21 protein-coding genes are annotated in these 22320 nt (G+C 72.7%); 16 read left to right on the top strand and 5 right to left on the bottom strand.

From position 1 onward, the window contains the following. Nucleotides 1–72: 72 nt before the first annotated feature. Nucleotides 73–1098 carry a LacI family DNA-binding transcriptional regulator gene (locus FHR33_RS45325; RefSeq protein ID WP_183661607.1) on the top strand — a complete coding sequence of 342 codons (1026 nt, stop codon included), beginning with the start codon at nt 73–75 and terminating at the stop codon, nt 1096–1098. On the opposite strand, the gene FHR33_RS45320 is transcribed toward FHR33_RS45325, so the two are convergent. Together FHR33_RS45320 and FHR33_RS45315 are read right to left on the bottom strand one after the other, a co-directional pair. Continuing rightward, nucleotides 1095–1991, bottom strand: a complete 897-nt coding sequence (locus FHR33_RS45320) for a 5'-3' exonuclease (protein ID WP_183662303.1) — start codon at nt 1989–1991, stop codon at nt 1095–1097. The two genes, FHR33_RS45325 and FHR33_RS45320, sit on opposite strands and share 4 nt — an antisense overlap. 64 nt (nt 1992–2055) lie before the next feature. After that, nucleotides 2056–3315 carry a PP2C family protein-serine/threonine phosphatase gene (locus FHR33_RS45315; protein WP_312896071.1) on the bottom strand — a complete coding sequence of 420 codons (1260 nt, stop codon included), beginning with the start codon at nt 3313–3315 and terminating at the stop codon, nt 2056–2058. Between the two features lie 146 nt (nt 3316–3461). On the opposite strand from FHR33_RS45315, the gene FHR33_RS45310 reads away from it, so the two are divergent. Together FHR33_RS45310 and FHR33_RS45305 are read left to right on the top strand one after the other, a co-directional pair. Next, nucleotides 3462–4571 carry a M24 family metallopeptidase gene (locus tag FHR33_RS45310; RefSeq protein ID WP_183661603.1) on the top strand — a complete coding sequence of 370 codons (1110 nt, stop codon included), beginning with the start codon at nt 3462–3464 and terminating at the stop codon, nt 4569–4571. 100 nt (nt 4572–4671) lie between these two features. Continuing rightward, the gene (locus FHR33_RS45305; RefSeq protein WP_183661602.1) at nt 4672–5826 is read left to right on the top strand and encodes an acyl-CoA dehydrogenase family protein; all 1155 of its coding nucleotides are present in this window, start codon (nt 4672–4674) and stop codon (nt 5824–5826) included. Here the strand turns inward: FHR33_RS45305 and FHR33_RS45300 are convergent. Next, nucleotides 5804–6355, bottom strand: a complete 552-nt coding sequence (locus FHR33_RS45300) for a DUF4291 domain-containing protein (RefSeq protein ID WP_183661600.1) — start codon at nt 6353–6355, stop codon at nt 5804–5806. The two genes, FHR33_RS45305 and FHR33_RS45300, sit on opposite strands and share 23 nt — an antisense overlap. A 208-nt stretch (nt 6356–6563) precedes the next feature. Between FHR33_RS45300 and FHR33_RS45295 the strand changes: the two genes are divergently transcribed. The 4 genes from FHR33_RS45295 to FHR33_RS45280 are packed head-to-tail and all read left to right on the top strand — an operon-like array spanning nt 6564 to nt 11412. Further along, complete coding sequence (locus FHR33_RS45295) at nt 6564–7922, top strand: hypothetical protein (RefSeq protein ID WP_183661598.1); 1359 nt, start codon at nt 6564–6566, stop codon at nt 7920–7922. After that, nucleotides 7919–10078 carry a hypothetical protein gene (locus tag FHR33_RS45290; RefSeq protein WP_183661596.1) on the top strand — a complete coding sequence of 720 codons (2160 nt, stop codon included), beginning with the start codon at nt 7919–7921 and terminating at the stop codon, nt 10076–10078. Before FHR33_RS45295 ends, FHR33_RS45290 begins: the two co-directional genes overlap by 4 nt. Further along, nucleotides 9984–10544 carry a DUF7825 domain-containing protein gene (locus tag FHR33_RS45285; protein ID WP_183661594.1) on the top strand — a complete coding sequence of 187 codons (561 nt, stop codon included), beginning with the start codon at nt 9984–9986 and terminating at the stop codon, nt 10542–10544. Before FHR33_RS45290 ends, FHR33_RS45285 begins: the two co-directional genes overlap by 95 nt. Before the next feature lie 46 nt (nt 10545–10590). Beyond that, nucleotides 10591–11412 carry a class I SAM-dependent methyltransferase gene (locus tag FHR33_RS45280; protein ID WP_183661592.1) on the top strand — a complete coding sequence of 274 codons (822 nt, stop codon included), beginning with the start codon at nt 10591–10593 and terminating at the stop codon, nt 11410–11412. Here the strand turns inward: FHR33_RS45280 and FHR33_RS45275 are convergent. After that, nucleotides 11375–11866, bottom strand: coding sequence for a luciferase domain-containing protein (locus FHR33_RS45275; protein WP_183661590.1), 492 nt, complete (start codon nt 11864–11866; stop codon nt 11375–11377). The genes FHR33_RS45280 and FHR33_RS45275 overlap by 38 nt on opposite strands. Before the next feature lie 48 nt (nt 11867–11914). On the opposite strand from FHR33_RS45275, the gene FHR33_RS45270 reads away from it, so the two are divergent. Both FHR33_RS45270 and recQ read left to right on the top strand, forming a co-directional pair. After that, nucleotides 11915–12262 (top strand): winged helix-turn-helix transcriptional regulator, encoded by a 348-nt coding sequence (locus tag FHR33_RS45270; RefSeq protein WP_183661588.1) that lies wholly within the window; start codon nt 11915–11917, stop codon nt 12260–12262. 79 nt (nt 12263–12341) lie between these two features. Then, nucleotides 12342–14177 carry a DNA helicase RecQ gene (gene recQ, locus FHR33_RS45265; RefSeq protein ID WP_183661587.1) on the top strand — a complete coding sequence of 612 codons (1836 nt, stop codon included), beginning with the start codon at nt 12342–12344 and terminating at the stop codon, nt 14175–14177. Nucleotides 14178–14498: 321 nt separating this feature from the next. Here recQ and FHR33_RS45260 read toward each other — a convergent pair whose 3' ends face one another. Beyond that, nucleotides 14499–15545: a polyprenyl synthetase family protein gene (locus FHR33_RS45260; RefSeq protein ID WP_183661585.1), complete on the bottom strand. Its 1047-nt coding sequence runs from the start codon at nt 15543–15545 to the stop codon at nt 14499–14501. Nucleotides 15546–15699: 154 nt separating this feature from the next. Here FHR33_RS45260 and FHR33_RS45255 point away from each other — a divergent pair, with 154 nt between their 5' ends. The 7 genes from FHR33_RS45255 (at nt 15700) to FHR33_RS45225 (ending at nt 22292) form a co-directional block, all read left to right on the top strand. Beyond that, complete coding sequence (locus FHR33_RS45255; protein ID WP_183661583.1) at nt 15700–16110, top strand: hypothetical protein; 411 nt, start codon at nt 15700–15702, stop codon at nt 16108–16110. Further along, nucleotides 16107–17702, top strand: coding sequence for a prenyltransferase/squalene oxidase repeat-containing protein (locus FHR33_RS45250; RefSeq protein ID WP_312896070.1), 1596 nt, complete (start codon nt 16107–16109; stop codon nt 17700–17702). Before FHR33_RS45255 ends, FHR33_RS45250 begins: the two co-directional genes overlap by 4 nt. Before the next feature lie 157 nt (nt 17703–17859). Beyond that, nucleotides 17860–20487 (top strand): sensor histidine kinase, encoded by a 2628-nt coding sequence (locus tag FHR33_RS45245; RefSeq protein ID WP_183661581.1) that lies wholly within the window; start codon nt 17860–17862, stop codon nt 20485–20487. Further along, complete coding sequence (locus tag FHR33_RS45240) at nt 20484–20888, top strand: roadblock/LC7 domain-containing protein (RefSeq protein ID WP_183661579.1); 405 nt, start codon at nt 20484–20486, stop codon at nt 20886–20888. Before FHR33_RS45245 ends, FHR33_RS45240 begins: the two co-directional genes overlap by 4 nt. Next, nucleotides 20885–21244, top strand: a complete 360-nt coding sequence (locus tag FHR33_RS45235; protein WP_183661577.1) for a DUF742 domain-containing protein — start codon at nt 20885–20887, stop codon at nt 21242–21244. Before FHR33_RS45240 ends, FHR33_RS45235 begins: the two co-directional genes overlap by 4 nt. Continuing rightward, entirely contained in the window at nt 21225–21818 is a 594-nt protein-coding gene (locus FHR33_RS45230; protein WP_183661576.1) for a GTP-binding protein, read from the top strand. Before FHR33_RS45235 ends, FHR33_RS45230 begins: the two co-directional genes overlap by 20 nt. Before the next feature lie 24 nt (nt 21819–21842). Next, on the top strand, nt 21843–22292 hold the full coding sequence (locus FHR33_RS45225) for an Lrp/AsnC family transcriptional regulator (protein ID WP_183661574.1): 450 nt from the start codon (nt 21843–21845) through the stop codon (nt 22290–22292). The last annotated feature ends 28 nt before the right edge of the window (nt 22293–22320 follow it).

Here is a 22320-nt window from a genome sequence, read left to right as displayed (position 1 = left end):
CTTCGACGCCGCCGAAGACCGGGCGGCTAAACCGCTCCATCGGTAGACTCCCGCCCAAGAGGAGGGGGAGCCGTGGGGCGACCGACGATTGCCGACATCGCCGCCAGGGTCGGCGTTTCCAAGGGCGCGGTGTCCTTCGCGCTCAACGGCCGCCCCGGCGTGAGCGAGGAGACCAGGGCGCGCGTCCTGAAGGTCGCCGAGGAGATGAAGTGGCGCCCGCACAGCGCCGCCAGGGCGCTGGGCGGGGCGCGGGCCGAGGCGGCGGGGCTGGTGATCGCGAGGCCCGCCAGGACGATCGGCGTGGAGCCCTTCTTCGCCCACCTGCTGTCGGGCCTGCAGGCGGGGCTGTCGGCCGGCGCGGTCGCGCTGCACCTGCTGGTCGTGGAGGACACCGCCGCCGAGATCGAGGTCTACAGACGCTGGGCCTCGGAGGGGCGCGTCGACGGCTTCATCCTGGTCGACCTGCAGGTGCGCGACCCGCGTATCGAGGTGATCGAGGAGCTCGGCGTGCCGGCCGTCGTGCTCGGAGGGCCGGGACCGCACGGCTCGCTGTCCAGTGTCTGGGCCGACGACAGGCAGGCGATGCTGTCGATCGCCGACTACCTGGCCGCGCTCGGCCACACCAGGATCGCCCACGTGTCGGGGCTGCCCGCCTTCCGCCACACCCAGCGGCGGGTCAGGGCGCTTCGCGACTCGGCCCGCAGGCTCTCCCTGCGGGAGGTGGTGTCGGTGCCGACCGACTTCAGCGACGCGCAGGGCGCCGCCGCCACCAGGGCGCTGCTGTCGCGCAAGCAGCGGCCGACGGCGATCGTCTACGACAGCGACCTGATGGCGGTGGCGGGTCTGGGCGTGGCGGCCGAGATGCGGGTGAGCGTGCCGGACGAGCTGTCGATCGTGGCCTTCGACGACTCGGTGCTGACCCAGATCGTGCACCCGTCGCTGACCGCGCTGTCGCGCGACACGTTCGCGCTGGGCAGGCGGGTGGCCGAAACGCTGCTCGGCGCGATCGCCGACCCCGCCACGCCGGTGAACGTCAGGACGCCGACGCCGGTGCTGACCGTCAGGGAGAGCACGTCGGCAGCGGATAAAGAGCTTTAGCGGCCGGTCAGGACGTCCAGCAGGCGGTTGAGCGGGGAGTCGAGGCCGTAGCGGTCGGCCAGCCGCACCAGGGCCTCGGGGTCGCGTGGCTTGGCGGGCAGGGTGAGGTCGGCGGAGGGCAGCGGCGCGGAGTCGGCGACCTTGACGACGGCGGGCGCGACCCGCAGGTAGTCGCGGGCGGCGGCCAGCTTGGTGCGCGACCCGGCGGGGAAGCCGTCGTTCTGGCCCGCGTCGAGCGCGGCGAGGATCGCCTCGAGGGAGCCGAACCTGGTGATCAGGGAGGCGGCGGTCTTCTCGCCGACGCCCGCGACGCCCGGCAGGCCGTCGCTCGGGTCGCCGCGAAGGGTGGCGAAGTCGGCGTAGCCGCGCCCGGGGATGCCGTACTTCTCGGTGACGAAGGCCTCGTCGACCAGCTGCAGGTTGCGCACCCCGCGAGCGGTGTAGAGGACCCGCACCGGGCGGGAGTCGTCGACGAGCTGGAACAGGTCGCGGTCGCCTGTCACGATGTCGACCGCGCCGCGGGCCTGGTGGGTGAGGGTGCCGATGACGTCGTCGGCCTCGTAGCCGTCGGACTGCAGGCGGGCGATGCCGACCGCGTCGAGCACCTGCTCGATGACCGGGATCTGCGGCACCAGGGTGTCGGGCACCTCCTCGGTGTGCCCGAAGGCGACCCTGTGCGCCTTGTAGGTGGGGATCGCCGCCACGCGGAAGGCGGGCCGCCAGTCGGCGTCCATGGTGGCCACGAGCTCCGTGGGGGAGTGCTGGCGCACCAGCGTGGCGATCATGTCGATGAGGCCGCGCACCGCGTTGACGGGCATGCCGTCGGGCGCCGTCATCGACTCCGGGATGCCGTAGAAGGCGCGGAAGTAGAGCGACGGGGTGTCGAGAAGCATCAGCACGCCCCCATCGTCGCACCACCCGGCGACAGTTTCGGGCCTCGGCGCGGGGAACGGGTCGCTAGAGGTCGAGGATGCCGACGGCCAGCAGGCAGGCGTCGTCCTCCGGGTTGGGCCCTCCGATGCTGGCCACCAGCCGGTCGAGGCCCGAGTCGAGGTCGTAGACCGGCAGCTCGCGGGCGGCCGACAGGGCGAGGGCGAGCCCTTCGTCGAGGTCGCGGGTGCGCCGCTCCACCAGCCCGTCGGTGAACAGCAGCAGCAGGTCGTCGGGGCGCAGCTCGATGCTGGCCAGTTCGTACGGCTGCTCGCCCACCGCCCCGAGCAGCACCCCTCGCGGCGAGTCGAGCTGCTTGGCCGTGCCGTCCCTGACCAGGATCGGCGCGAGGTGGCCGGCCTGCCCCCAGGTGAAGACGTTGGTCGTGGTGTCGAGATGGCCGATCAGAGCGGTGGCCGTGGTGTCGTGCAGGCGGTGCATCACCAGCTCGTTCAGCCACGACAGCAGCTGGTCGGCGGCCTGTCCCGTCATGGTCAGCCCGATGAGGGCGTGGCGCAGCTGGGCCATGTGCGCGATCGCGGGCAGGCCGTGCCCGGAGACGTCGCCGATGGCCAGCAGCACCCTGCCGTCGGGCAGCCCCGCCGCCTCGAACCAGTCGCCGCCCAGGTTGGCCGCCTTCTCCGCGGGCACGTAGCGCACCGCCACGCGGGTGCGCGGCAGGTCGAGGCAGCCGACGGGCTCGGGCAGGATGGCCTCGCGCAGCGCGATCATCACGTTGCGCTCCTCGGCCGCCCTCTCGCGCGCCTCGATGAGCTGGCGGCGCGACTCGGACATGATGCGCTCGGCCCTGCGCCGTCCGGTGATGTCCTGGACGACCCCGTGCACGCCGGTGGTCTCACCGGCCCCGACGAGGGGTTCGAGCACGACGCGCAGGTTGCGCACCTCGCCGCCCCTCCTGATCCTGAACTCCGCGTGCACGGGCTCGACGCCCTCGCCGACCGCCCAGAGCAGCTGGTCGAGCGTGGAGAGGTCGGCGGGCTCGACGTGGTCGGCCAGCTCGGACAGGCCGACAGGCCCCGCCGAGGGGTCTCTGCCGAAGATCACGTACACGTGGTCGGACCAGACGGCCTCGCCCGTGCGCAGGTTCCACTGGGCCCAGCCCATGTTGCCCAGCCGCTGGGCATGGCCCAGCTGGACGGACAGCGTCTCGGCGGACTCGCGCCGCCGTAGCTGGTCGGTGAGCTGCTGCAGGAGCTCGGCGGCCGTCATCGGCCCGCCGGGCCGCCGGTCGTCACTGGAGGGAAGGGGTGCCTGAGGGCCGCCCACGACGCCGACCATAAGGGGCTCACTTCTCGTATGCACTGGAACGGGACAATTGCCCCACGTTATGTGATCGTCCTTCTACAGAGTGTAGCGGCGGCTTGCGTGTTGTGAGACTTTTCGGGGAATTTGACGAGGGTAGATTGGCCCTTGTGACGTCCGAAGATCTGTATCCCGTTTCCCGCCTCGCCGCCGCCCAGGAGGCCACCGCCAAGGCGGGGCTCGACGCCCTGCTGCTCACGCCAGGCCCCGACCTGCGCTACGTGAGCGGGTACGAGGCGCTGCCGCTCGAGCGGCTGACCTGCCTGGTGGTGCCCGCCCATGGCGAGTCCTTCATGATGGTGCCACGTCTGGAGCTGCCTGCGGCGCAGGCCTCACCGGCCGCGCGCCTCGGCCTCGACTTCGTCGCCTGGGACGAGACCGACGACCCCTACGGCGTGGTCGCGAGCCGGCTGGGCTCCGTCGCCAAGGTGGGCCTGGCCGACCGCATGTGGGCGATGGCCTCACTCCGCTTCAGGGCCGCCATGCCGGGCGCCGAGCAGGTGCTGGCCGGCTCCGTGCTGCGCGAGCTGCGCATGCGCAAGTCGCCTGACGAGGTCGCCGCGCTGCGCGAGGCAGGGGAGGCGATCGACTCGGTGCACCGGCAGGTGCCCCGGTTCCTCAAGGCCGGGCGCACCGAGCGCGAGGTCGGCAAGGACATCCACGACGCCATCCTCGCCGCGGGGCACTCCACCGTCGACTTCGTCATCGTCGCCTCCGGCCCGAACGGCGCCAGCCCGCACCACGAGGTCTCCGACAGGGTCATCCAGGCGGGCGAGCCCGTCGTCGTCGACATCGGCGGGCAGCTGCACAACGGCTACTGCTCCGACTCCACCCGCACCTACTGCGTGGGCGAGCCGCCTGCCGACTTCGCCGCCTACTACGAGGTGCTCAGGCGCGCCCAGGACGCCGCGTGCGAGGCCGTACGGCCCGGCGTGACGTGCGAGTCGATCGACGCGGCGGCCCGCACGGTGATCGCCGAGGCGGGGTACGGCGAGCACTTCATCCACAGGACGGGCCACGGCATCGGCATCGAGACGCACGAGGAGCCGTACATCGTGGCGGGCAACACCGAGGTGATGGAGCCGGGCTTCGCGTTCTCGGTCGAGCCTGGCATCTACCTGCAGGGGCGGCACGGGGCCAGGATCGAGGACATCCTGGTGTGCACGCAGGACGGCGGCGAGCGCCTGAACAACACCACGCGCGAGCTGGTGATCGTCTAGGGCCGGGTGACAGCGCGGGCCGAGGTGGAACCGGCCGGTGGGGGGCCTGGCACAATCGGGACATCGGAGACCCCGAGCCACATTCCTGGAGCGTGTCGCGATGACCGTTGAGCGTGCCCTGCCCACCCCCGAGGCGCACGACCTGATCGACCTGACCCGAGACCTGATCGCCAAGGAGGTCGCGCCGCGCGCCGCGGGCGACGAGTCCGCGGGGCGCTTCCCGCGCGAGGTCTTCACCACCCTCGGCGCCACGGGGCTGCTCGGCCTGCCGTACCCCTCCGAGTACGGCGGCGCCGACCAGCCGTACGAGGTCTACCTGCAGGTCGTGGAGGAGCTGGCGGCCGGTTGGCTGGCCGTCGGCCTCGGCCTGTCGGTGCACACGCTGTCGTGCTTCCCCGTGGCCGCCTTCGGCTCCGACGAGCAGCGCGCCGAGCTGCTGCCCGACATGGTCGGCGGCGAGCTGCTCGGCGCCTACTGCCTGTCGGAGCCCGCCTCGGGCTCCGACGCCGCCGCGCTCACCACCCGCGCCGTCGCGGGCCCCGACGGTTACACCGTCGACGGCGTCAAGGCGTGGATCACCCATGGCGGGGTGGCCGACTTCTACATGCTCATGGCCCGCACCGGGGACAAGGGCGCCCGCGGGATCTCCTGCCTGCGCGTGCCGTCAGGGCTGGAAGGGCTCACCTACGGCGTGCCCGAGCACAAGATGGGCATGCGCTCGTCTCCGACGACGCAGGTCCGCTTCGACTCGGTACGGCTCCCGCAGTCCGCGCTGGTCGGCGCCGAGGGTGAGGGCTTCCGCATCGCCATGGCCGCGCTCGACGGCGGACGGCTCGGCATCGCGGCGTGCGCGGTCGGCGTGGCCCAGGCCGCCTTCGACGCCGCCGTCGCCTACGCGGGGGAGCGGCGCCAGTTCGGCTCGCGGATCATCGACTTCCAGGGCATCGGCTTCATGCTGGCCGACATGGCCACGCAGATCGCCGCCGCCCGCGCCCTGTACCTGGAGGCCGCGCGGCTGCGCGACGCGGGCAGGCCGTACGGCACGAAGGCCGCCATGGCGAAGCTGTTCGCCACCGACATGTGCATGAAGGTCACCACGGACGCGGTGCAGGTGCTCGGCGGCTACGGCTACGTCGAGGACTTCCCCGTCGAGCGCTACATGCGCGAGGCGAAGGTGCTGCAGATCGTGGAGGGCACCAACCAGATCCAGCGCCTGGTCATCAGCCGCGCCCTCACTCCCGAGTCGCGCCGATGACCTCCGCCAGCTCCCTCGGCAGCGGGTAGGGACGCTCGGCCGGCAGCAGGGCGGTCAGGTCGCGGCCTGCGCGCAGCGCCGCGTGCAGGCCGCGGTCCTGCTCGGTCAGGTCGGTGATCGACAGCGTCCACTCGCCGACGTAGCGGTCGACGGCCTCTCCCGACAGGCCGATCTGGATCGACCGGTACGGCAGCGCGTTGTGGCGGGGGTCGCGTTCGGGATCCCACTGGACGCGGACCGGCATGTCCCGCCTGTCCGACAGGCAGGAGTGCGCCAGCGCCCACTCGAACCCCTCGCGGGTCAGCTCGATCGCCAGCACGCGGCCCTGGCCCTCCTTGGTGGCGTAGCCGCAGCGGTACATCATCCACAGGAACGACGGTTTGATCCAGGTCATGCGCCCGCGCTTGAACGGCGGGACGAACCGCTGCGCGGCCACCGCGGGAGCGGCGACGGCCGGATCGTAGGCCTGGTAGACGGTGATGGACTCCTCGGTGTAAGCGGCTCGGATCTGCCGGTAGGGGATGCTCATGGCGCTCAGCGTGCCGAACCCGCCCGACCCCCGGCAACGGGATTACGGACGCACACCGGGACCAGAGGGAGAGGCTCTCCCTCACCGGCCGCTGTGAACCTTTTCGCGGACATGTGGTGAAAGCAAGGAGACGACCACGTCGGCACGGGGAACCCCCGGCTGGCCATCTCCTAGGAGTCTCCTCGTGCACGTGCCATCGCCTGGTTCTGTGCTGCCCGCGAACCGCCATCGCGCGTTCCTGCTGGCGCTGATCCCAGCCGTCGTCCTGCGAGCCCTCGCGATGGCCGGCTACCAGCCCGCGCTGTGGTTCTGGGCGGACTCCTTCTCCTACCTCAGAGCGGCGGCCGACCCTGTCCCTGGAACGTTCCGGCCCCTCGGGTACTCCCTGCTCCTCGCCGCGCTGGCGCCGGGGCACAGCCTCGCCCTCGTCACCGTGGTCCAGCACGTCCTCGGTGTGGGCCTGGCGGTCGCGGTGTACGTCCTGCTGTGCCGGCGCGGCCTGCCGGGGTGGGGCGCGACGGTCGTGACCATGCCCCTGCTGTACGACGAGTTCCTGATCCTCCTCGAACACATGATCATGGCCGACGCGCTTTTCACCGTCCTGGTCACGGCGGGGGTGATGGCGCTGTCGCGCCGGGCCGTCACGCCGCTGTCGGCGGGCGTCGGTGGGGCGCTGCTCGGGCTGGGGGCGATCACCAGGACCGTCGGCGTGGCCGTGCTGGTGCTGGCCGTGGTGTTCGCGCTGCTGCGCCGTACCGGATGGCGGCCCCTGGCCGGGCTGGTGCTCGCGGGGGCGCTGCCGCTGGTGGCGTACGCCACCTGGATGTACGGCACGAGCGGCACGTTCGGGCTGACCCGGGCCGATGGGCTCTTCCTCTGGGCGCGCACCATGACCTTCGCCGACTGCTCGGTGATACGGCCGGAACCGGGGCTGGCGCGGCTCTGTCCCACGACGCCGGTGGCCGCCCGGCCCGCGCCCGCCTTCTGGATGTGGGGAGCGGCCTCCCCGCCGGCCGGTACGCCACGCGACAGGAACGCGCTGGCGGGGCGGTTCGCCCGCGCCGCCATCATGGCCCAGCCCTTCGACTACCTGGCCGCAGGGGGAGGTGACCTGGGCCGGCTGCTGCGCTGGGAACGCACCAGGGCCAGGTCGGCGTCGATGACGAAGGCGAATCCCTACTGGTTCCCTGTCGAGGAGCGACCGCTGAAGCAGTCCACCAGGGCGGTGGCGGAGGCCTACGAGGGCGGCCCGGCGGCCACGAGGATCACCGAGCCCTACGCGGGGTGGCTGCGCGTCTACCAGCGCTTCGGATACCTGCCCTTCCCGCTGCTGGTCGCGCTGCTCGGGGGCGCCGTCGTCCTGGCGTCGGTGCGGCGGCGACCCGACGCCCTGCTGCCGGGCCTGGCGGCCGCGGCGCTGGTTCTGGCACCGCCGTTCCTGACCGGGTTCGACGTCCGCTACGTCGTCCCTGCCATCCCGTTGACCTGCATGGCCGCGGGCCTGGCCGCGGTGGGACGCACACGCGCCCAAGATTGTCGGGGGCCCTCCGTAGGGTCCTCGACATGAATCCGTGGCAGGAGGTCGTCGAGCGCATCGAGGCCGGCGACAACAAGGACCTGGTGGAGCTGCTCCGAGGCTTCGGCGAGGTGGGCAGGCGGGCGGTGGCCGTGCAACTGCCCGCCTATCTGGCCGGTCGTGTGGGCCAGGGCTGGGAGGCCCGCTGGGAGGTGCGCGACAGGGCGGCCGGGTTCCGGTTGGCGGGCGCGGCCTGCCTGGGTGGGGTGGCGCAGGTCGCGGCCTGGCTGAACCGGCGGGAGCTGCGCGACGTGTCCGCGCCGGAGACCGACGCCGCCAGGATCCTCTCGCTGATCGAGGACCGGCCGGTGAAATGGCGTGAGGAGCTGGCGGTCCGGCTGGTGCGGCGGTTACGCCCGCTCACCCGCCGAGCGTGGCCGAGGAGCGGCGAGGGCTGGGAGCTGGCCGCGGCGCTGGTGCTGGAGACGGGCGTCGACGTCCCCGACAGCGACGCGTTCGTCGCCGGCTGGGCATGGCGGCTGACCGAACGACGACAGACGGGCGAGGCTCACGACCTGGCCCAGGATCCGCTGCTCGACCAGATGGTTCCCAGGCTCTTCCACGCGCAAGGGGTGGCCGAGGCGCTCGCCTGGGAGAACGGCCGCTCCACAACCGTGATCGACGAGCTCGCCGAGCTCGCCGCGGCGGGCAGGGTCAGCAGGCGGACGCTCCTCGAGGGCTGCGCGAGCAGGTTCATGGCGGGAGGCGAGGGCGGCGAGCTCGCGCCCTTCGTGACGCTGTGGCGCCGGCTGGGCGCCGAGGTGGCCGAGATCCCGGTGCTCGACTTCGTCAGGCTGCTGCCCTCCGCCCCCGCGCTCCTGGTGGAGCTCATGGCGGAGGAGCTGCGGCGGGCCGACGCGGCGGGCGCTGTCGACGACGAGCTGTGGGCCGAGGCGGTCCAGGCGCTGACGTTCAGGGCGGAGAAGAAGCACGTCACGGCCGGGCTGCGGTGGATCGCCGAGGCCGCGCCGTCCAGGGCCGAAGGCGCGCTGCCCGCGCTGGCGACCGTCTTCGGCCAGGACACGCCCGCCCTTCGCGACAGGGCGGTACGGCTGGCGGTCGCCCTGGCTCCGCACGCGGGCGAGCCGGCGCGTGAGGCGGTCCGGCAGGAAGCCGGGCTGCTGCCCGACGGGCCGCGCGGGCGCATCGCGGCGGCGTTCGGCGAGGTGGCAGCCGCGCCCGCCGAGCCTCTGGCCGTGGCCGTCCTCATGGCGCGCGACCTGCCCGGCCTGCCGCCGCCCATCGCCTCGGCGGCGGAGCTTGCGGTGTGGCTGGAGGCCGAACCGGCCGCGCCCGCGCAGTTCGAGCGGGCCCTCGCCGCGCTGGTCGAGCTCAGCCATCGCGACCGCGTGGCCGTCGCGCGGGCGCTGCGGCCGTGGCTGGAGAGCCGCTGGTGGCGACCGCTCGACGCCGACGGCCACTTCTACGGACTGGCCGAGAACCATGGCGTGCTCCTGGCGCGATGCGCGCTGGCGGTCGTCTCGCCCGACCACAGCAGGGCCATCACCACGCGGTTGACCGGCGAGCGCCACTTCGCCGAGCCCCCGCTCACGCTCTTCGTCCGGCGACGCTTCCACGAGATCATCGAACGGCTCGAGGCCGGAGCGACGGTGCCCGTGCTGCTGGCCGCGCCGACCGCGCCGACCGGGCACGTCGACGCCGAGACCCTCGTGACGCGCATGGAGCTGCTCGACGGAGCCGAGCCGCTCGAGGCCGACTTCCTCCAGGCGCTGCTGCGGCTGCCCAGGCGGAGCGAGCCCGCGCTCGCCGTACGGGCGGGGCGGCTGACCTCGCGGGCGGGCGCGGTGCTGGCGGCCCTGGCTGCGCGACGGCGGGCTGCCCGACCCGGTGGTGGGCTGGGCGGTGGAGCCGGTGCGCAGGCGGAGCCCCTACTCCTCCCTCATGGAGGAGGTGGTGGAGGCGCACGCCAGGCTCGAGCCGGCGACGACCCTGCCCGCGCCGCTGACCGAGCCGCTGAGCGAGCTCTGGGCCCTGGAGCGGACGACCGGCTATCCGGGGTACGCGCACGACCTGGAGTGGTGGCCGTCGATCATGCCCTCGCACCGGGAGGTCCTCGCCGCGCACCTGCTCGAGTACCTGCCCACCTCCGGCGATACCGAGGTGCTCGCGGCCCTCGTGCACGGTGAAGGCCCGCTCGGAGCCGCCACCGCGGGCGTGATCGCCGTCGGGATGGGGCACGAACGCCGCCGGCAGCGGGCGGCCGCCGGCGACGCGCTGATCACGCTGGCCGCGCGCGGGCAGCTGCCGGCCGCCGACCTCGGGGCGGCCGTCGCGAGCCTGCTCCAGGCCGGCCTGCTCAAGCTCAACCGGGTCACCGCCGTGCTGGAGGAGGTGGTGATGGCCGGAGCGCACGCCGAGGTGTGGTCGGTCCTCGCCGCGGCCCTTCCGCCGATCCTGCCGCGCCAGGGGCACAGGCCCGCGCCGGGGCTGGGCGACCTGCTGGCGGTCGCGGTGAGAGCGGCCACGCTGTCGGGGGCGAGCGCCGACCTGGAGGGCCTCGCCGAACTGGCGGCGCGCAAGGGCGGCAGCCGGGTGGTCGAGCAGGCCAGGAGCCTGGCTCAGGTGGTCGCCTCGGGCGGCTCCGGCGGCTGATCACTCCTTCTCGTGCGGCGGCGTCGCGAGGAGTAGCGTCACGAGGATGACGGACCGCCAGAAGATCACCCTCACCGGCGCGCAGGAGACCCTGCTCGCCACCCTGTACGGCAAGGCGCTCGACACCCGCGCCCGCAGGCCCATCCTGGGTGACCGGGAGGCCGTCAGGGTGATGCGGCGGATCGACTACGACTTCCGCAGAACGGGAATGACCGCGACGACGGCGGCGGGGGTGGCGCTGCGCGCCAGGCAGCTCGACGACTGGATCGTGGAGTTCATGACCGCCCAGCCAGAGTCGACCGTGCTGCATCTGGCCTGCGGCCTCGACACCCGGCCGCACCGGCTCGCCAGGCCAGCCACCGTCCGGTGGGTCGACGTCGACTATCCAGAGGTGGTCGCGCTGCGCGAGCGCCTCCTGCCGGTCCCCGAGGGCGACTACCGGCAGATCGGCGCCTCGGTGACCGGCGAGGAGTGGCTCGCGCAGGTGCCCGCGGACCGTCCGGTCGTGGCGGTCTTCGAGGGGCTGTCGATGTACCTGCGGGAGGAGGAGGGCAGGCGGCTCGTCCAGCGCATCACCGGCCGCTTCCCCGGCGGGCAGCTGCTGTTCGACGTCTACGGCTCGATGGGCATCAGGATGCAGAAGCTGGTGCCCGCCGTCCGCAACTCGGGGTCGACGCTCCACTGGGGCGTCGACGACCCCCGGGTGATCGAGGGGTGGCACGAGGGGCTGGTCTGCCTCGACGCGCTGCGCAGCGTCGACATGCCGGGCCTGGAACTGCTGCCCGCGGTGGGCAGGGCGCAGATGTGGGTGCTCGCGCGCATCCCCAGGCTCAGGGACGTGGGGCGGATTCTTCGCTACCGCTTCTGAGCCAGGCCGTGGCGTAGGCGTAGGAGGTCTCGACGAGGCTCCAGACGACCTCCAGCTCCTCGCGGTCGCGCGGGCCGTACACCATGACGATCGTGGGCGGGATCAGGCCCGTGCCCGCGAGAGGGTGCGGCTCGGCCCAGCCGTGCTCGATCGCGTGGCCCGCTTCGGCCCCCGGCAGCGTGAGGTGCAGGCTGCCGTCGCGCGCGCCGTGCAGGTGAGCGAACTCGGCGCCGATGAGGTACGCGTTCGCGGGCCCCGACGCCTCAGGCAGGTGCAGGGCACGGGTGTCGGGCAGCGAGATGCCGCTGCGGCCGGTGCGCACGCCCGGCAGGCCGGCCATCCTCAGCCACAGCTCCTCCTGCAGCGGCGCGGGCGCGGTCTGGTCGAGCTGCTGGTGGGGCGTGGCAGGGCGGGTGGCGGGGCGGGGCCCCCGACGGCGGGTGAGTGTGATCATGTCTGCCACGTTACTATCCTGAGGATAGTAGTTACCAAGGAGATAGTAATGACCTTCGATCCCTGCCCTGTGACGCCGGTGGCCGAGCTGGTGTTCGGCAAGTGGACGACGCAGGTGCTCTGGACCCTCGCCCACCACGGCCGCACCCGCTTCACCGAGCTGCAGCGGCTGGTCCCCGCGATCACCCCCAAAGTGCTGGCCCAGCGGCTGCGCCAGATGGAGCGCGACGGACTGGTCGGGCGCACCTACCACGCCGAGATGCCGCCCAGGGTGGAGTACGAGATGACCCCGCTGGCCCGCACCCTGCTGCCCGTCTTCCACACGCTCGTCGACTGGTCCGACACCCATCTCGGCGAGGTGGAAAGGGCGCGCGAGCGCTACGACGCCGCGCTCTAGCCCGGCCGCGCGCCTCGACGGGCGGCCCGAGTCTCGCGCGGCGGCGGATTTCGTCGGCGGCCTCTCCTAGCATGGCCCGGTGACTTCCCCCGAGCGCGGTCCCCAGGCAAGCGACGTGCTGCGGCGCGTCTTCGGCTACGACTCCTTCAGGGAGGGGCAGCAGGAGATCATCGACCACGTCGTCGCGGGCGGCGACGCGCTGGTGCTCATGCCGACAGGCGGCGGCAAGTCCCTGTGCTACCAGATCCCCGCTCTGGTACGGCAGGGCACGGGCGTGGTGATCTCACCGCTGATCGCGCTCATGCAGGACCAGGTCGACGCCCTGACCACCGCGGGCGTCAGGGCCGGCTTCCTCAACTCCACGCAGGAGCAGGGCGAGCGGGCCGCGGTCGAGGAGGCGTTCGTCTCGGGCGAGCTCGACCTGCTCTACCTCGCCCCCGAGCGGCTGCGGTCGGAGCAGACGCTGCGCCTGCTGGCCAGAGGGGCGATCTCGCTGTTCGCCATCGACGAGGCGCACTGCGTGGCGCAGTGGGGCCACGACTTCAGGCCCGACTACCTCACCCTGTCCACGCTGCACGAGCGCTGGCCCGAGGTTCCGCGCATCGCGCTGACCGCCACCGCCACCCCCGAGACGCACAAGGAGATCACCGCCAGGCTGGGCCTCGAGCGGGCGCGGCACTTCGTGGCCAGCTTCGACAGGCCCAACATCCAGTACCGCATCGAGCCGAAGAACGAGCCGAAGCGGCAGCTGCTGCGACTGATCCGCACCGAGCACGAGGGGGAGGCGGGCATCGTCTACTGCCTCTCGCGCGCCTCGGTGGAGAAGGTCGCCGCGTTCCTGCAGGAGAACGGCGTGGGGGCGCTGCCGTACCACGCGGGTCTCGACGCCCGCACGCGCGCCGCGCACCAGGCCCGCTTCCTGCGCGAGGACGGCATGGTCATGGTGGCCACGATCGCCTTCGGCATGGGCATCGACAAGCCCGACGTGCGCTTCGTCGCTCACCTCGACCTGCCCAAGTCCGTGGAGGGCTACTACCAGGAGACCGGCAGGGCGGGGCGCGACGGGCAGCCGGCCACCGCGTGGCTCGCTTACGGCCTGCAGGACGTCGTGCAGCAGCGCCGCATGATCGACACCTCCGAGGGCGACGACGCCCACCGGCGGCGCCAGGCCGCGCACCTGGAGGCGATGCTCGCGCTGTGCGAGACGGCCTCGTGCCGCAGGGTGCGGCTGCTGGCCTACTTCGGGCAGGAGGGCGCGCCCTGCGGAAACTGCGACACCTGCCTCAACCCACCGGAGACCTGGGACGGCACGGTCGCCGCGCAGAAGCTGTTGTCGACCGTGCTGCGCCTGCAACGTGAGCGGGGGCAGCGCTTCGGCGCGGGACAGCTGATCGACATCCTGCTCGGCAGGCAGACCGAGAAGGTGCTGCAGTTCGACCACGCCTCGCTGACGGTGTTCGGCGTCGGCACGGAACTGCGCGACACGCAGTGGCGCGGGGTGGTGCGGCAACTGCTCGCCATGGGGCTGCTGGCGGTGGAGGGCGACTACGGCACGCTGGTGCTCACCGAGGCGAGCGCAGGGGTGCTGAGGGGAGAGCGCCCGGTGATGCTGAGGCACGACCCGGTGGCCAAGAAGGCCGACAGGCCGGCGAAGTCCGCCAGGCAGGCGGCGGTGGCCGAGCTGCCCGCGGAGGCGCAGCCGGTGTTCGAGCTGCTGCGCTCGTGGCGGGGGGCGACGGCCAAGGAGCAGGGGGTGCCCGCCTACGTCATCTTCCACGACGCGACGCTGCGGGAGATCGCGGCCAGACGCCCGAGAACGCTGGGGGAGCTGGCGGGGGTGTCGGGGGTGGGGGAGAGCAAGCTGGCCAAGTACGGCGAGCAGGTGCTGGCCGCCCTCGCCGAGGCTCCCGCGTAGGAGCGGCGAGCCTGCTCAGACCGTCCTTGCATCCCCACGCCGGCGCCCAGAACTCCGCCGGCTTCGCCGGGTGGGCGCAGTCGATCGTCAGAGTCCACCGGATCGCCACGGTTCGCTCCCTCGGGGTGAGTCAAGCAGGCCAAGCCAGGGGCCCGACCGGGTCGATCGTCCGGGGCGGGGGATCCGCGGTGCTCGGTCGCCTCCCGACGGGAAGGTTCAGGAGCCGCCGCGGAGCCTTGCCGGGGCGAGGGCCTGGGCTCTGGGTCAGTGGGTGCGATCCAGGCGTGAGGCGATCAACGCGCGGAGGTCTCGGTGTCCGGGTCAGTGGGTGCGATCCAGAAGTGAGGTGATCAGCGCGCGCAGGTCGCGGGCCTCGGGGAAGGCGGCGTCGAGCGTGTCGAGGGCGCGCGAGGCGTGGTCGGCGGCCATGGACAGGGCCCGGTCGCGGCCGCCCTCCTTCTCGATGAGGTCGGCGGCCAGCCGTACGGCGTCCTCGTCCTCGGCCCCCGAGGAGAGCAGGAGCGCCAGTTCGCGGCTCGCGGAGGTCCCGGCGGAGCCGGAGGATCGCGGCCCGGAGGGGGCCAGGGCGGCCAGCACGGGGAGGGTCTTCTTGCGCCGGCGCAGGTCGCCGAAGACCGGCTTGCCCGTGCGCGCAGGATCCCCCCAGATGCCGAGCACGTCGTCCACCATCTGGAAGGCCAGGCCGAGGTCGCGGCCCATGCCGTACATCCGGGTGGCGAGGCCGGCAGGCGCGCCGGCGAACGTCACGCCGAGGGCGGCGGCGCAGCCGATCAGGGAGCCGGTCTTGTCGGCTGCCATCGAGGTGTACTCGGCCACCGTCACCGCCTCGGGGCCCGTCCACGGCCGCTCCTCGAAGGCCATGTCCAGCGTCTGGCCGTGCACCAGCTCGACCAGCGCCGACGACAGCAGACTCGCGGCCGCGGCGGCGTGCGGGCCACTGGCCGCGGACCTGACGGCCAGGGCCAGCAGCGCGTCACCGGCCAGGACGGCGGGCCCGACCCCGTAGGCCTTCCACACCGCGGGCCGGTGCCTGCGCCGCTCGTCGCTGTCGATGATGTCGTCGTGCACGAGCGAGAAGACGTGCACCAGCTCCACCGCGACCGCGCCGGGGAGCGCCGACTCGAACGAGCCACCCGCGGCCTCGGCGCACAGCATCGCGAGGGCGGGCCGCAGCCCCTTGCCGGTGTCGGCCTCGACGGGTGTGCCGTCGATGTCGGACCAGCCGAGCGTGAAGGCGGCCATCCGCTCGGTCCAGGGATGCAGATCGGCCACGGTCGCGCGCATCGCCGGCTCGAGCAGCCGCCTGCACCTGGCGAGCGCGCCGGCGGGAAAGCCGATGTCAGGCATCGATCCTCCGATGAATCGACGCGAAGTCAGCTGACGATCCTCCGTTGAACCGGCAAGTCACCATAAACAACCACCAATCCCCAACCTTGATCAGTAACAGCCGATCATGTGATACTCCACGCGAACCATCATGAAGTTTGTGAAGTAGGAGTAAATGTCGACCGGTCGGGTCCGTACGCTGCCCTTCTGCCTCGCTCTCGCCGGACCCGCCCGCCACCCCGTCAAGGCGCTCGAACAGGCCGGATCCGAGGCCGGAGGCGCACACGTCAAGCTTAGTCTCGGCCCCTTGCGCCCCTTCCTCGCCACCCATGGGCGGCACGTCCTGGGCGCCAGCCAGGCGAACCACCTACGTGAGGGTACGTTCTGGGATCCGATGATTCCGCTGTCCGGCGACGGCATCCACGCCGGCGGCCCGGCCCGGCGCGACAGCGGCAAGGCGCCGCGGCCGCAGTTCACCGCCAAGCGCCTCAGGAGCACCTCTCCGCGCACCGCGCTCCGCCCGGAGCGGCAGATCGGCTTCACCATCGGCTTCCACGGCATCGCCGACACCTGGAGAGAGCTGTGAACGACATCGCCTCGGCGGCACGAGAGCTGGTCGACGGGCTGATGGCCAGGCCGTGGGGCCAGGTGACCGCCTCGGTCTACGAGACGGGCCGCCTCGTCACGCTGGTGCCGTGGCTCACCGGCCACGCCGAAAGGGTCGACTACCTGCTGCGCACCCAGCGGCCCGACGGCGCCTGGGGCCCGCCCGACGGCTACGACCTCGTGCCCACGCTCAGCGCGGTCGAGGCGCTGATGTCCGAGTGCCGCCGCACCTCCGGCGCGTTCGACACCCCGACCGGCCCGCGCGCGGACCTGTCCGCCGCGGTCCTGCGCGGCCTGGAGATCCTCCCCGTACGGCTCGGCGCCGGCCACCCGCTGCCCGACATGCCCGCCGTCGAGCTCATCGTCCCCTTCCTCGTCTCGCTGATCAACGAGCACCTGACAGGGCTGGGCGCGCCGCTCCCGCTGCCCCAGGGGATGGACCACTCCAGGCTGGAGGCGGTGCGGGGCTGGATCGCCTCCGGCGCGAAACTGCCCGAGAAGCTGCTTCACGCCCTGGAGATCGCCGGCCCGGCCGCCAGGGGCGCGCACGCCGTCCGTCCCACCCCGATCGGCACCGTCGGCGCCTCACCCGCCGCGACCGCCGCCTGGCTCGCCGCGATCCAGGACGGACCCGTGCACGCCGACCTCACGGCCGAGGCAAGCGGCGCGGGCGAGACGACGCTCGGGGCCGCGGCGGCGAGGCTCCATCTGGAGGCGGTGGCCAGGAGGCACGGCGGCCCGGTGCCCGTGGGCCTGCCGATCACGGTGTTCGAGCGGGGCTGGGTGCTGAGCTGGCTGGCCAGAGCGGGCATCGAGCTGGACGTCCCGCCCGAGATGATCGCCGACCTGCGCGCGGCGATCGGCCCCGCGGGAACGCCCGCGGGCGCCGGACTGCCGGCCGACGCCGACACCACCTCGGTCGCCCTCTACGCGCTGGCCATGCTGGGGGCCCCGCACGAGCCGGGCAGCCTGCTCGCCTTCGACCTCGGCACCCACTTCTGCACCTGGCAGGGCGAGGACGGCCACTCGCCGACCGTCAACGCGCACGTGCTCGACGCCCTCGGCAAATACGTGGAGCGCCGTCCCGCCGCGGGCGATCGTTACCGCCCCGTGATGGCGCGCCTGGGTGGCTGGCTGGCGAGCAGGCAGCGGGCCGACGGGGCGTGGGACGACCGCTGGCACGCCTCGCCGTACTACGCGACCGCGAGCTGCGCGCTGGCCCTCGACGATTACGGCAGCCCGGAAAACGCGGGGTCGGTGCGCAGGGCGGTCGCCTGGGTGCTGGACACGCAGCGGCCGGACGGCTCGTGGGGCAGATGGGAGGGCACGCCGGAGGAGAGCGCCTACGCGCTGCAGACCCTGTTGCTGACCAGGGCGGGCGACGATCCCCGCCTGGCACGGGCGGCGGCCGAGGGCTACCGGTTCCTGCGCGGGGCCGACCTCGACAGCCAGCCCGCGCTCTGGCACGACAAGGATCTCTACAGCCCTCGCGCGGTGGTGCGCGCGGCCGTCCTCGCCTCGCTGCATCTCGCGGAATGCGACCAGAGAGTGTCCATCCTGATACGATCATGAATCAGCGCCTCCGCTAAATGTCATTAAATCCGGCAAAAGCGACATTTACTGTTTGTTGTGTATTGAGTGAAGAATGTGGCGTTGCTAGGGTGTCCGGAATGATGGGGCGCAAGGGTCCGTGATTGTCCTGTGATGAAAGACTTCCTCAGGTGTGCACATGCGCTTGCGTAACTCGCGGTTACGGACCAAGGTCACGGCTCTGCTCCTCTGCCTGACCGCGCTCTGGGCGTTCGCGGCGTGGGTGACCCTTGGTGAGGGCGCCGACCTGCTCCGGGCCGCCACGCTCAACCGCGGTGTCGCCGACCCGGGTGACGCGCTGACGGTCCAGCTCCAGCAGGAGCGCCGCCTGTCGCTGGTCCACCTGGGACAGCGGGGCGCCGGCGCGAAGGAGGCGCTGCGCGTCCAGCGGGCCAGGACCGACGCCGCGGCGCACGCCTTCACCGACCAGGCCGGGTCCACCAGCGTGGGCCTGGCCGCCTCCGACACCCTCGACCTGCGCCTGCGGCAGGTGTTCAGGCGCATCGAGGGGCTGAAGGCGGCGCGTGTCTCGATCGACGCGGGGAAGGTCGATCGGGTCCGCGCCGCCACCACCTACACCGAGGTCATCGACTCGATCTACCGGGCCCGCGACGCGCTCGCCGGAGTCGGCGACGAGCCAATCGCCAAGGACGCCAGGACCTTCGCCGAGATGAGCAGGGCGACCGAGATCCTCTCGCAGGAGGACGCGCTGATCGCGGGCGCGCTGGCGGCCGGCGCGCTGACCGGGGCCGAGCGCGGCCAGTTCGCGCTGATCGTCGGTGCCCAGCGCTTCGCCAGGGCCGAGGCGGCGAACGAGCTGCCCCAGGCCGACAGGCAGCGCTACGACGAACTCGTCGGCGGCGCCGCCTTCACGCGTTTGCGCCAGCTGGAGGACCGGCTCGTCCAGGGCGGCGCCCCGCCGGGACCCGAGCAGTGGAGGGGCGCCGTCGACCCGGTCATGGCCGGGCTCGACAGCACCGTGCACAAGGGCCGTGACGGCCTCGTCGAGCGGGCCACGCCCGTCGCGGCCGGCGTGATCATCAGGCTCCTGCTGGTGGGCGGCCTCGGCCTCCTCGCTGTCATCGCCTCGATCGTGCTGTCCGTGACCACGACCAGGGCCGTCCTCGCCCAGCTCAAGAAGGTGCGCGACGCCGCGCGCGAGCTGTCGGACGAGCGGCTGCCGCGCGTGGTGGAGCGCATCGGCAGGGGAGAGGAGGTCGACGTGGCCGTCGAGGCGCCGCCGCTCACGTTCGGCGACGACGAGATCGGCGCGGTGAGCCGGGCCTTCAACTCCGTCCAGGAGAGCGCCGTCAGGGTCGCGGTCGAGCAGGCCGAGCTGCGCCGCAGCGTCAGCGACATCCTGCTCAGCCTCGCCCGCAGGACCCAGGGCCTGGTGCACAGGCAGCTCACCGTCCTCGACGTGATGGAGCGCCGCGCGAGCGAGCCCGAGGAACTGCGCGACCTGTTCAGGCTCGACCACCTGGCCACCCGCATGCGGCGCAACGCCGAGAACCTCATCGTGCTGTCGGGCTCCTCGCCGGGCCGTACGTGGCGCAGGTCGGTGCCCATGATCGACGTGGTGCGCGGCGCGCTGGCCGAGGTGGAGGACTACACCCGCGTCCAGCTGCTGCTCACGGGCGAGGCGACGCTGGCGGGCAAGGCCGTCGGCGACGTCGTCCACCTGCTGGCCGAGCTGATCGAGAACGCCGTCTCCTTCTCCCCGCCCTACACGATGGTGCAGGTCGGCGGGCAGGTCGTGGCCAACGGGTACGTCTTCGAGATCGAGGACCGGGGCCTCGGCATGACGCCCGAGGAGCTCCAGGCCGCCAACGCGCGCATCGCCGAGCCGCCCGGGTTCAGGCGCACGGGCACCGCCCGGCTCGGCCTCTACGTGGTCGCCAGGCTGGCCGAACGGCACCAGATCCAGGTCCAGTTGAAGGCCTCGCAGTACGGCGGGACCACGGTGGTCGTCCTCGTACCGCGCGAACTGATCGGCACCGCGCCCGAGCCCGAGGCCGAGCAGGACCGGGACGGCGTTCCCGCCATCCCGGCGCCCAGGACCGCGTTCGGCGCCGCTCCTGGCACCGCTCCTGGCACTGCATGGGGCGCCACGGCCACGGCGCTCCGGCCGCCGCCGGCCACCGCGCTGCGTCCGCCGCCCGCGACCGGGCGGCCCGCGCGTCCGGTGGCCGAGGGGCCACGGGACCTGGCGGTCGGCGCGGGCCCGCTGAGCGCGGGCCCGCTGAGCGACGGCCCGCTGAGCGACGGCCCGCTGAGCGACGGCCCGGTGCGCGACAGGCCGGCGCTCGACGCGGCTGTGAACGACGGGCCCGCGAACGACGGGTGGGGGAGCGGCGGGACGGCGCCTCTGAACGGGCCGGCCGCGGGGGTGGCCAAGGCACCGCTGCCCGTCGGACACGCAGCCGGGGCGGAAGCTCCCGAGACGCGCGTGCCGGCGGCGGCGCCGGCGAGCGCGCGCGTCCAGGACGAGGTGGCCGCCCACGGCGGCCAGTCCGCTGCGACGGGAGCGCCGGAGAGCGGGCAGGACGAGCCGGCCATCCCCGCCTTCACCCCCTCGGGCCTGCCGGTCCGCGTGCCGCAGGCCAGTCTGGCGCCAGGGCTGAAGACGGACGACGCCGCGCCGGCGCGGGAACAGGACGAAGACGAGCGCTCACCTGAGGAGATCCGCGCGATCATGGATTCGTTCCAGTCGGGTACCCGCCTGGGCAGGGCGCAGGCGGCCAAGCTGACCGAGGGGGAGGCGTGAGATCTGGCTCTTCAACCGACCTGACCTGGCTCCTTGACGACCTGGCAGGCCGCATCAGGGAGGTGGAGCACGCGATCGTGCTCTCCTCCGACGGCCTGCTCATGGCCTCGTCCAAGGAGCTCGACAGAACCGACGGCGAGCACCTGTCCGCGGTCGCCTCCGGCCTGCAGAGCCTGGCCAGAGGCGTCAGCGAGCACGTCGGCGGCGGAGCGGTACGCCAGACGGTCGTGGAGTGGAAGTCCCGCTACCTCATCGTGACGGTCGCGGGCGAGGGAGCCTGCCTGGCGGTCCTGTGCCTGCAGGACGCCGACATCGGCCTGGTCGCCTACGAGATGGCCATGCTGGTGGCCAGGGTCGGCCAGTACCTCACCTCTCCCGCGCGCAACGAGGCCAAGCGATGACGCACGAGGAATGGGTCGATCCGGAGATCGTCAGGCCGTACGTGGTGACGCGCGGCCGTACCGAACCCGTCAGGGGCTCCTTCGACCTGATCTCGCTGGCCGTCGCCGTGGGCGGTCCGCCGGGCCCTGAGGCGGGCCTGGACCCCGAGCACCTGTCGATCGCCAGGCTCTGCCGCGAGCCGATCTCCGTGGCGGAGATCGCCGCCCGACTCGACCTTCCCGCAGGCACGATTCGTGTCCTGCTGGGCGACCTGTTCGACCAGGGGTTCGTCACCGTGCAGGATCCCCAACCCGAGGTGGACATGCAAGACGAGAAGATGTACAGGGCGGTGCTCGATGGTCTTCGGTCGCTCTGATCGGCGGCGGCTGCCGACCGCCATCAAGATCCTCATCGCCGGCGGGTTCGGCGCGGGCAAGACGACCATGGTCGGCTCGGTCTCCGAGACGCGGCCGCTGCGCACCGAGGAGACGCTGACCGACCGGTCCACCGGGGTCGACGACATCTCCGGCGTGGAGGCCAAGCGCACGACGACCGTCGCCATGGACTTCGGCCGCATCACCATGGGCGACGACTACATGCTCTACCTGTTCGGCACGCCCGGGCAGGAGCGCTTCTGGTTCGTGTGGGACGAGCTGGCGCTCGGCGCGCTCGGCGCGGTGATCCTGGCCGACACCCGCCGCCTGGCCGACTGCTTCCCCTCCGTCGACTACTTCGAACGGCGCGGCACGCCGTTCGTGGTCGCCGTCAACTGCTTCGAGGGCTCGCCCGTCTACGAGCTGGACGAGGTGCGGCTCGCGCTGGGCCTCGACCCGTCGATCCCGCTCGTGCTCTGCGACGCCCGTAAGCGCGACTCCAGCCGCGAGGTGCTCATCCAGCTCGTCGAGCACGCGATGAAGCTGAGGGCACAGCCGGTCGGGACCACCTCGTGACCATCTGCCGCTACCGTTGACCGGATGGAGGAGATCGACCGCAGGATCGTCACGCTGCTGGCCAAGGACGGCCGGATGAGCTTCACCGACCTGGCCAGGGAGACGGGCCTTTCGGTCTCCGCTGTGCACCAGCGGGTGCGCCGCCTGGAGAAGCGCGGGGTCGTGCGCGGCTATGCCGCGCTCGTCGACCACGACGCCGTCGGGCTGCCGCTGACCGCCTTCGTCTCCATCAAGCCGATCGACCCCGCCGCCCCCGACGACGCGCCGGAACGGCTGGCCCACCTGAGCGCGATCGAGGCCTGCCACAGCGTGGCGGGTGACGAGAGCTACATCCTGAAGGTGCGCGTCGCCTCGCCCCTCGCGCTGGAGGAGCTGCTGCAGCACATCCGCGCCTCGGCGAACGTCTCCACCCGCACGACCGTGGTGCTGAGCACGCCGTACGAACACCGCCCTCCCGAGCTGGGCGACGGCTGAGACCGCGAGGGCGGGGCGGCGGTGGTGC

The sequence above is a fragment of the Nonomuraea dietziae genome (assembly GCF_014195505.1).
GTDB classification, from domain to species: Bacteria; Actinomycetota; Actinomycetes; order Streptosporangiales; family Streptosporangiaceae; genus Nonomuraea; species Nonomuraea roseola.
Note: the sequence above shows the minus strand (reverse complement) of the source record. Positions and strands in the feature narration are given on the sequence as shown.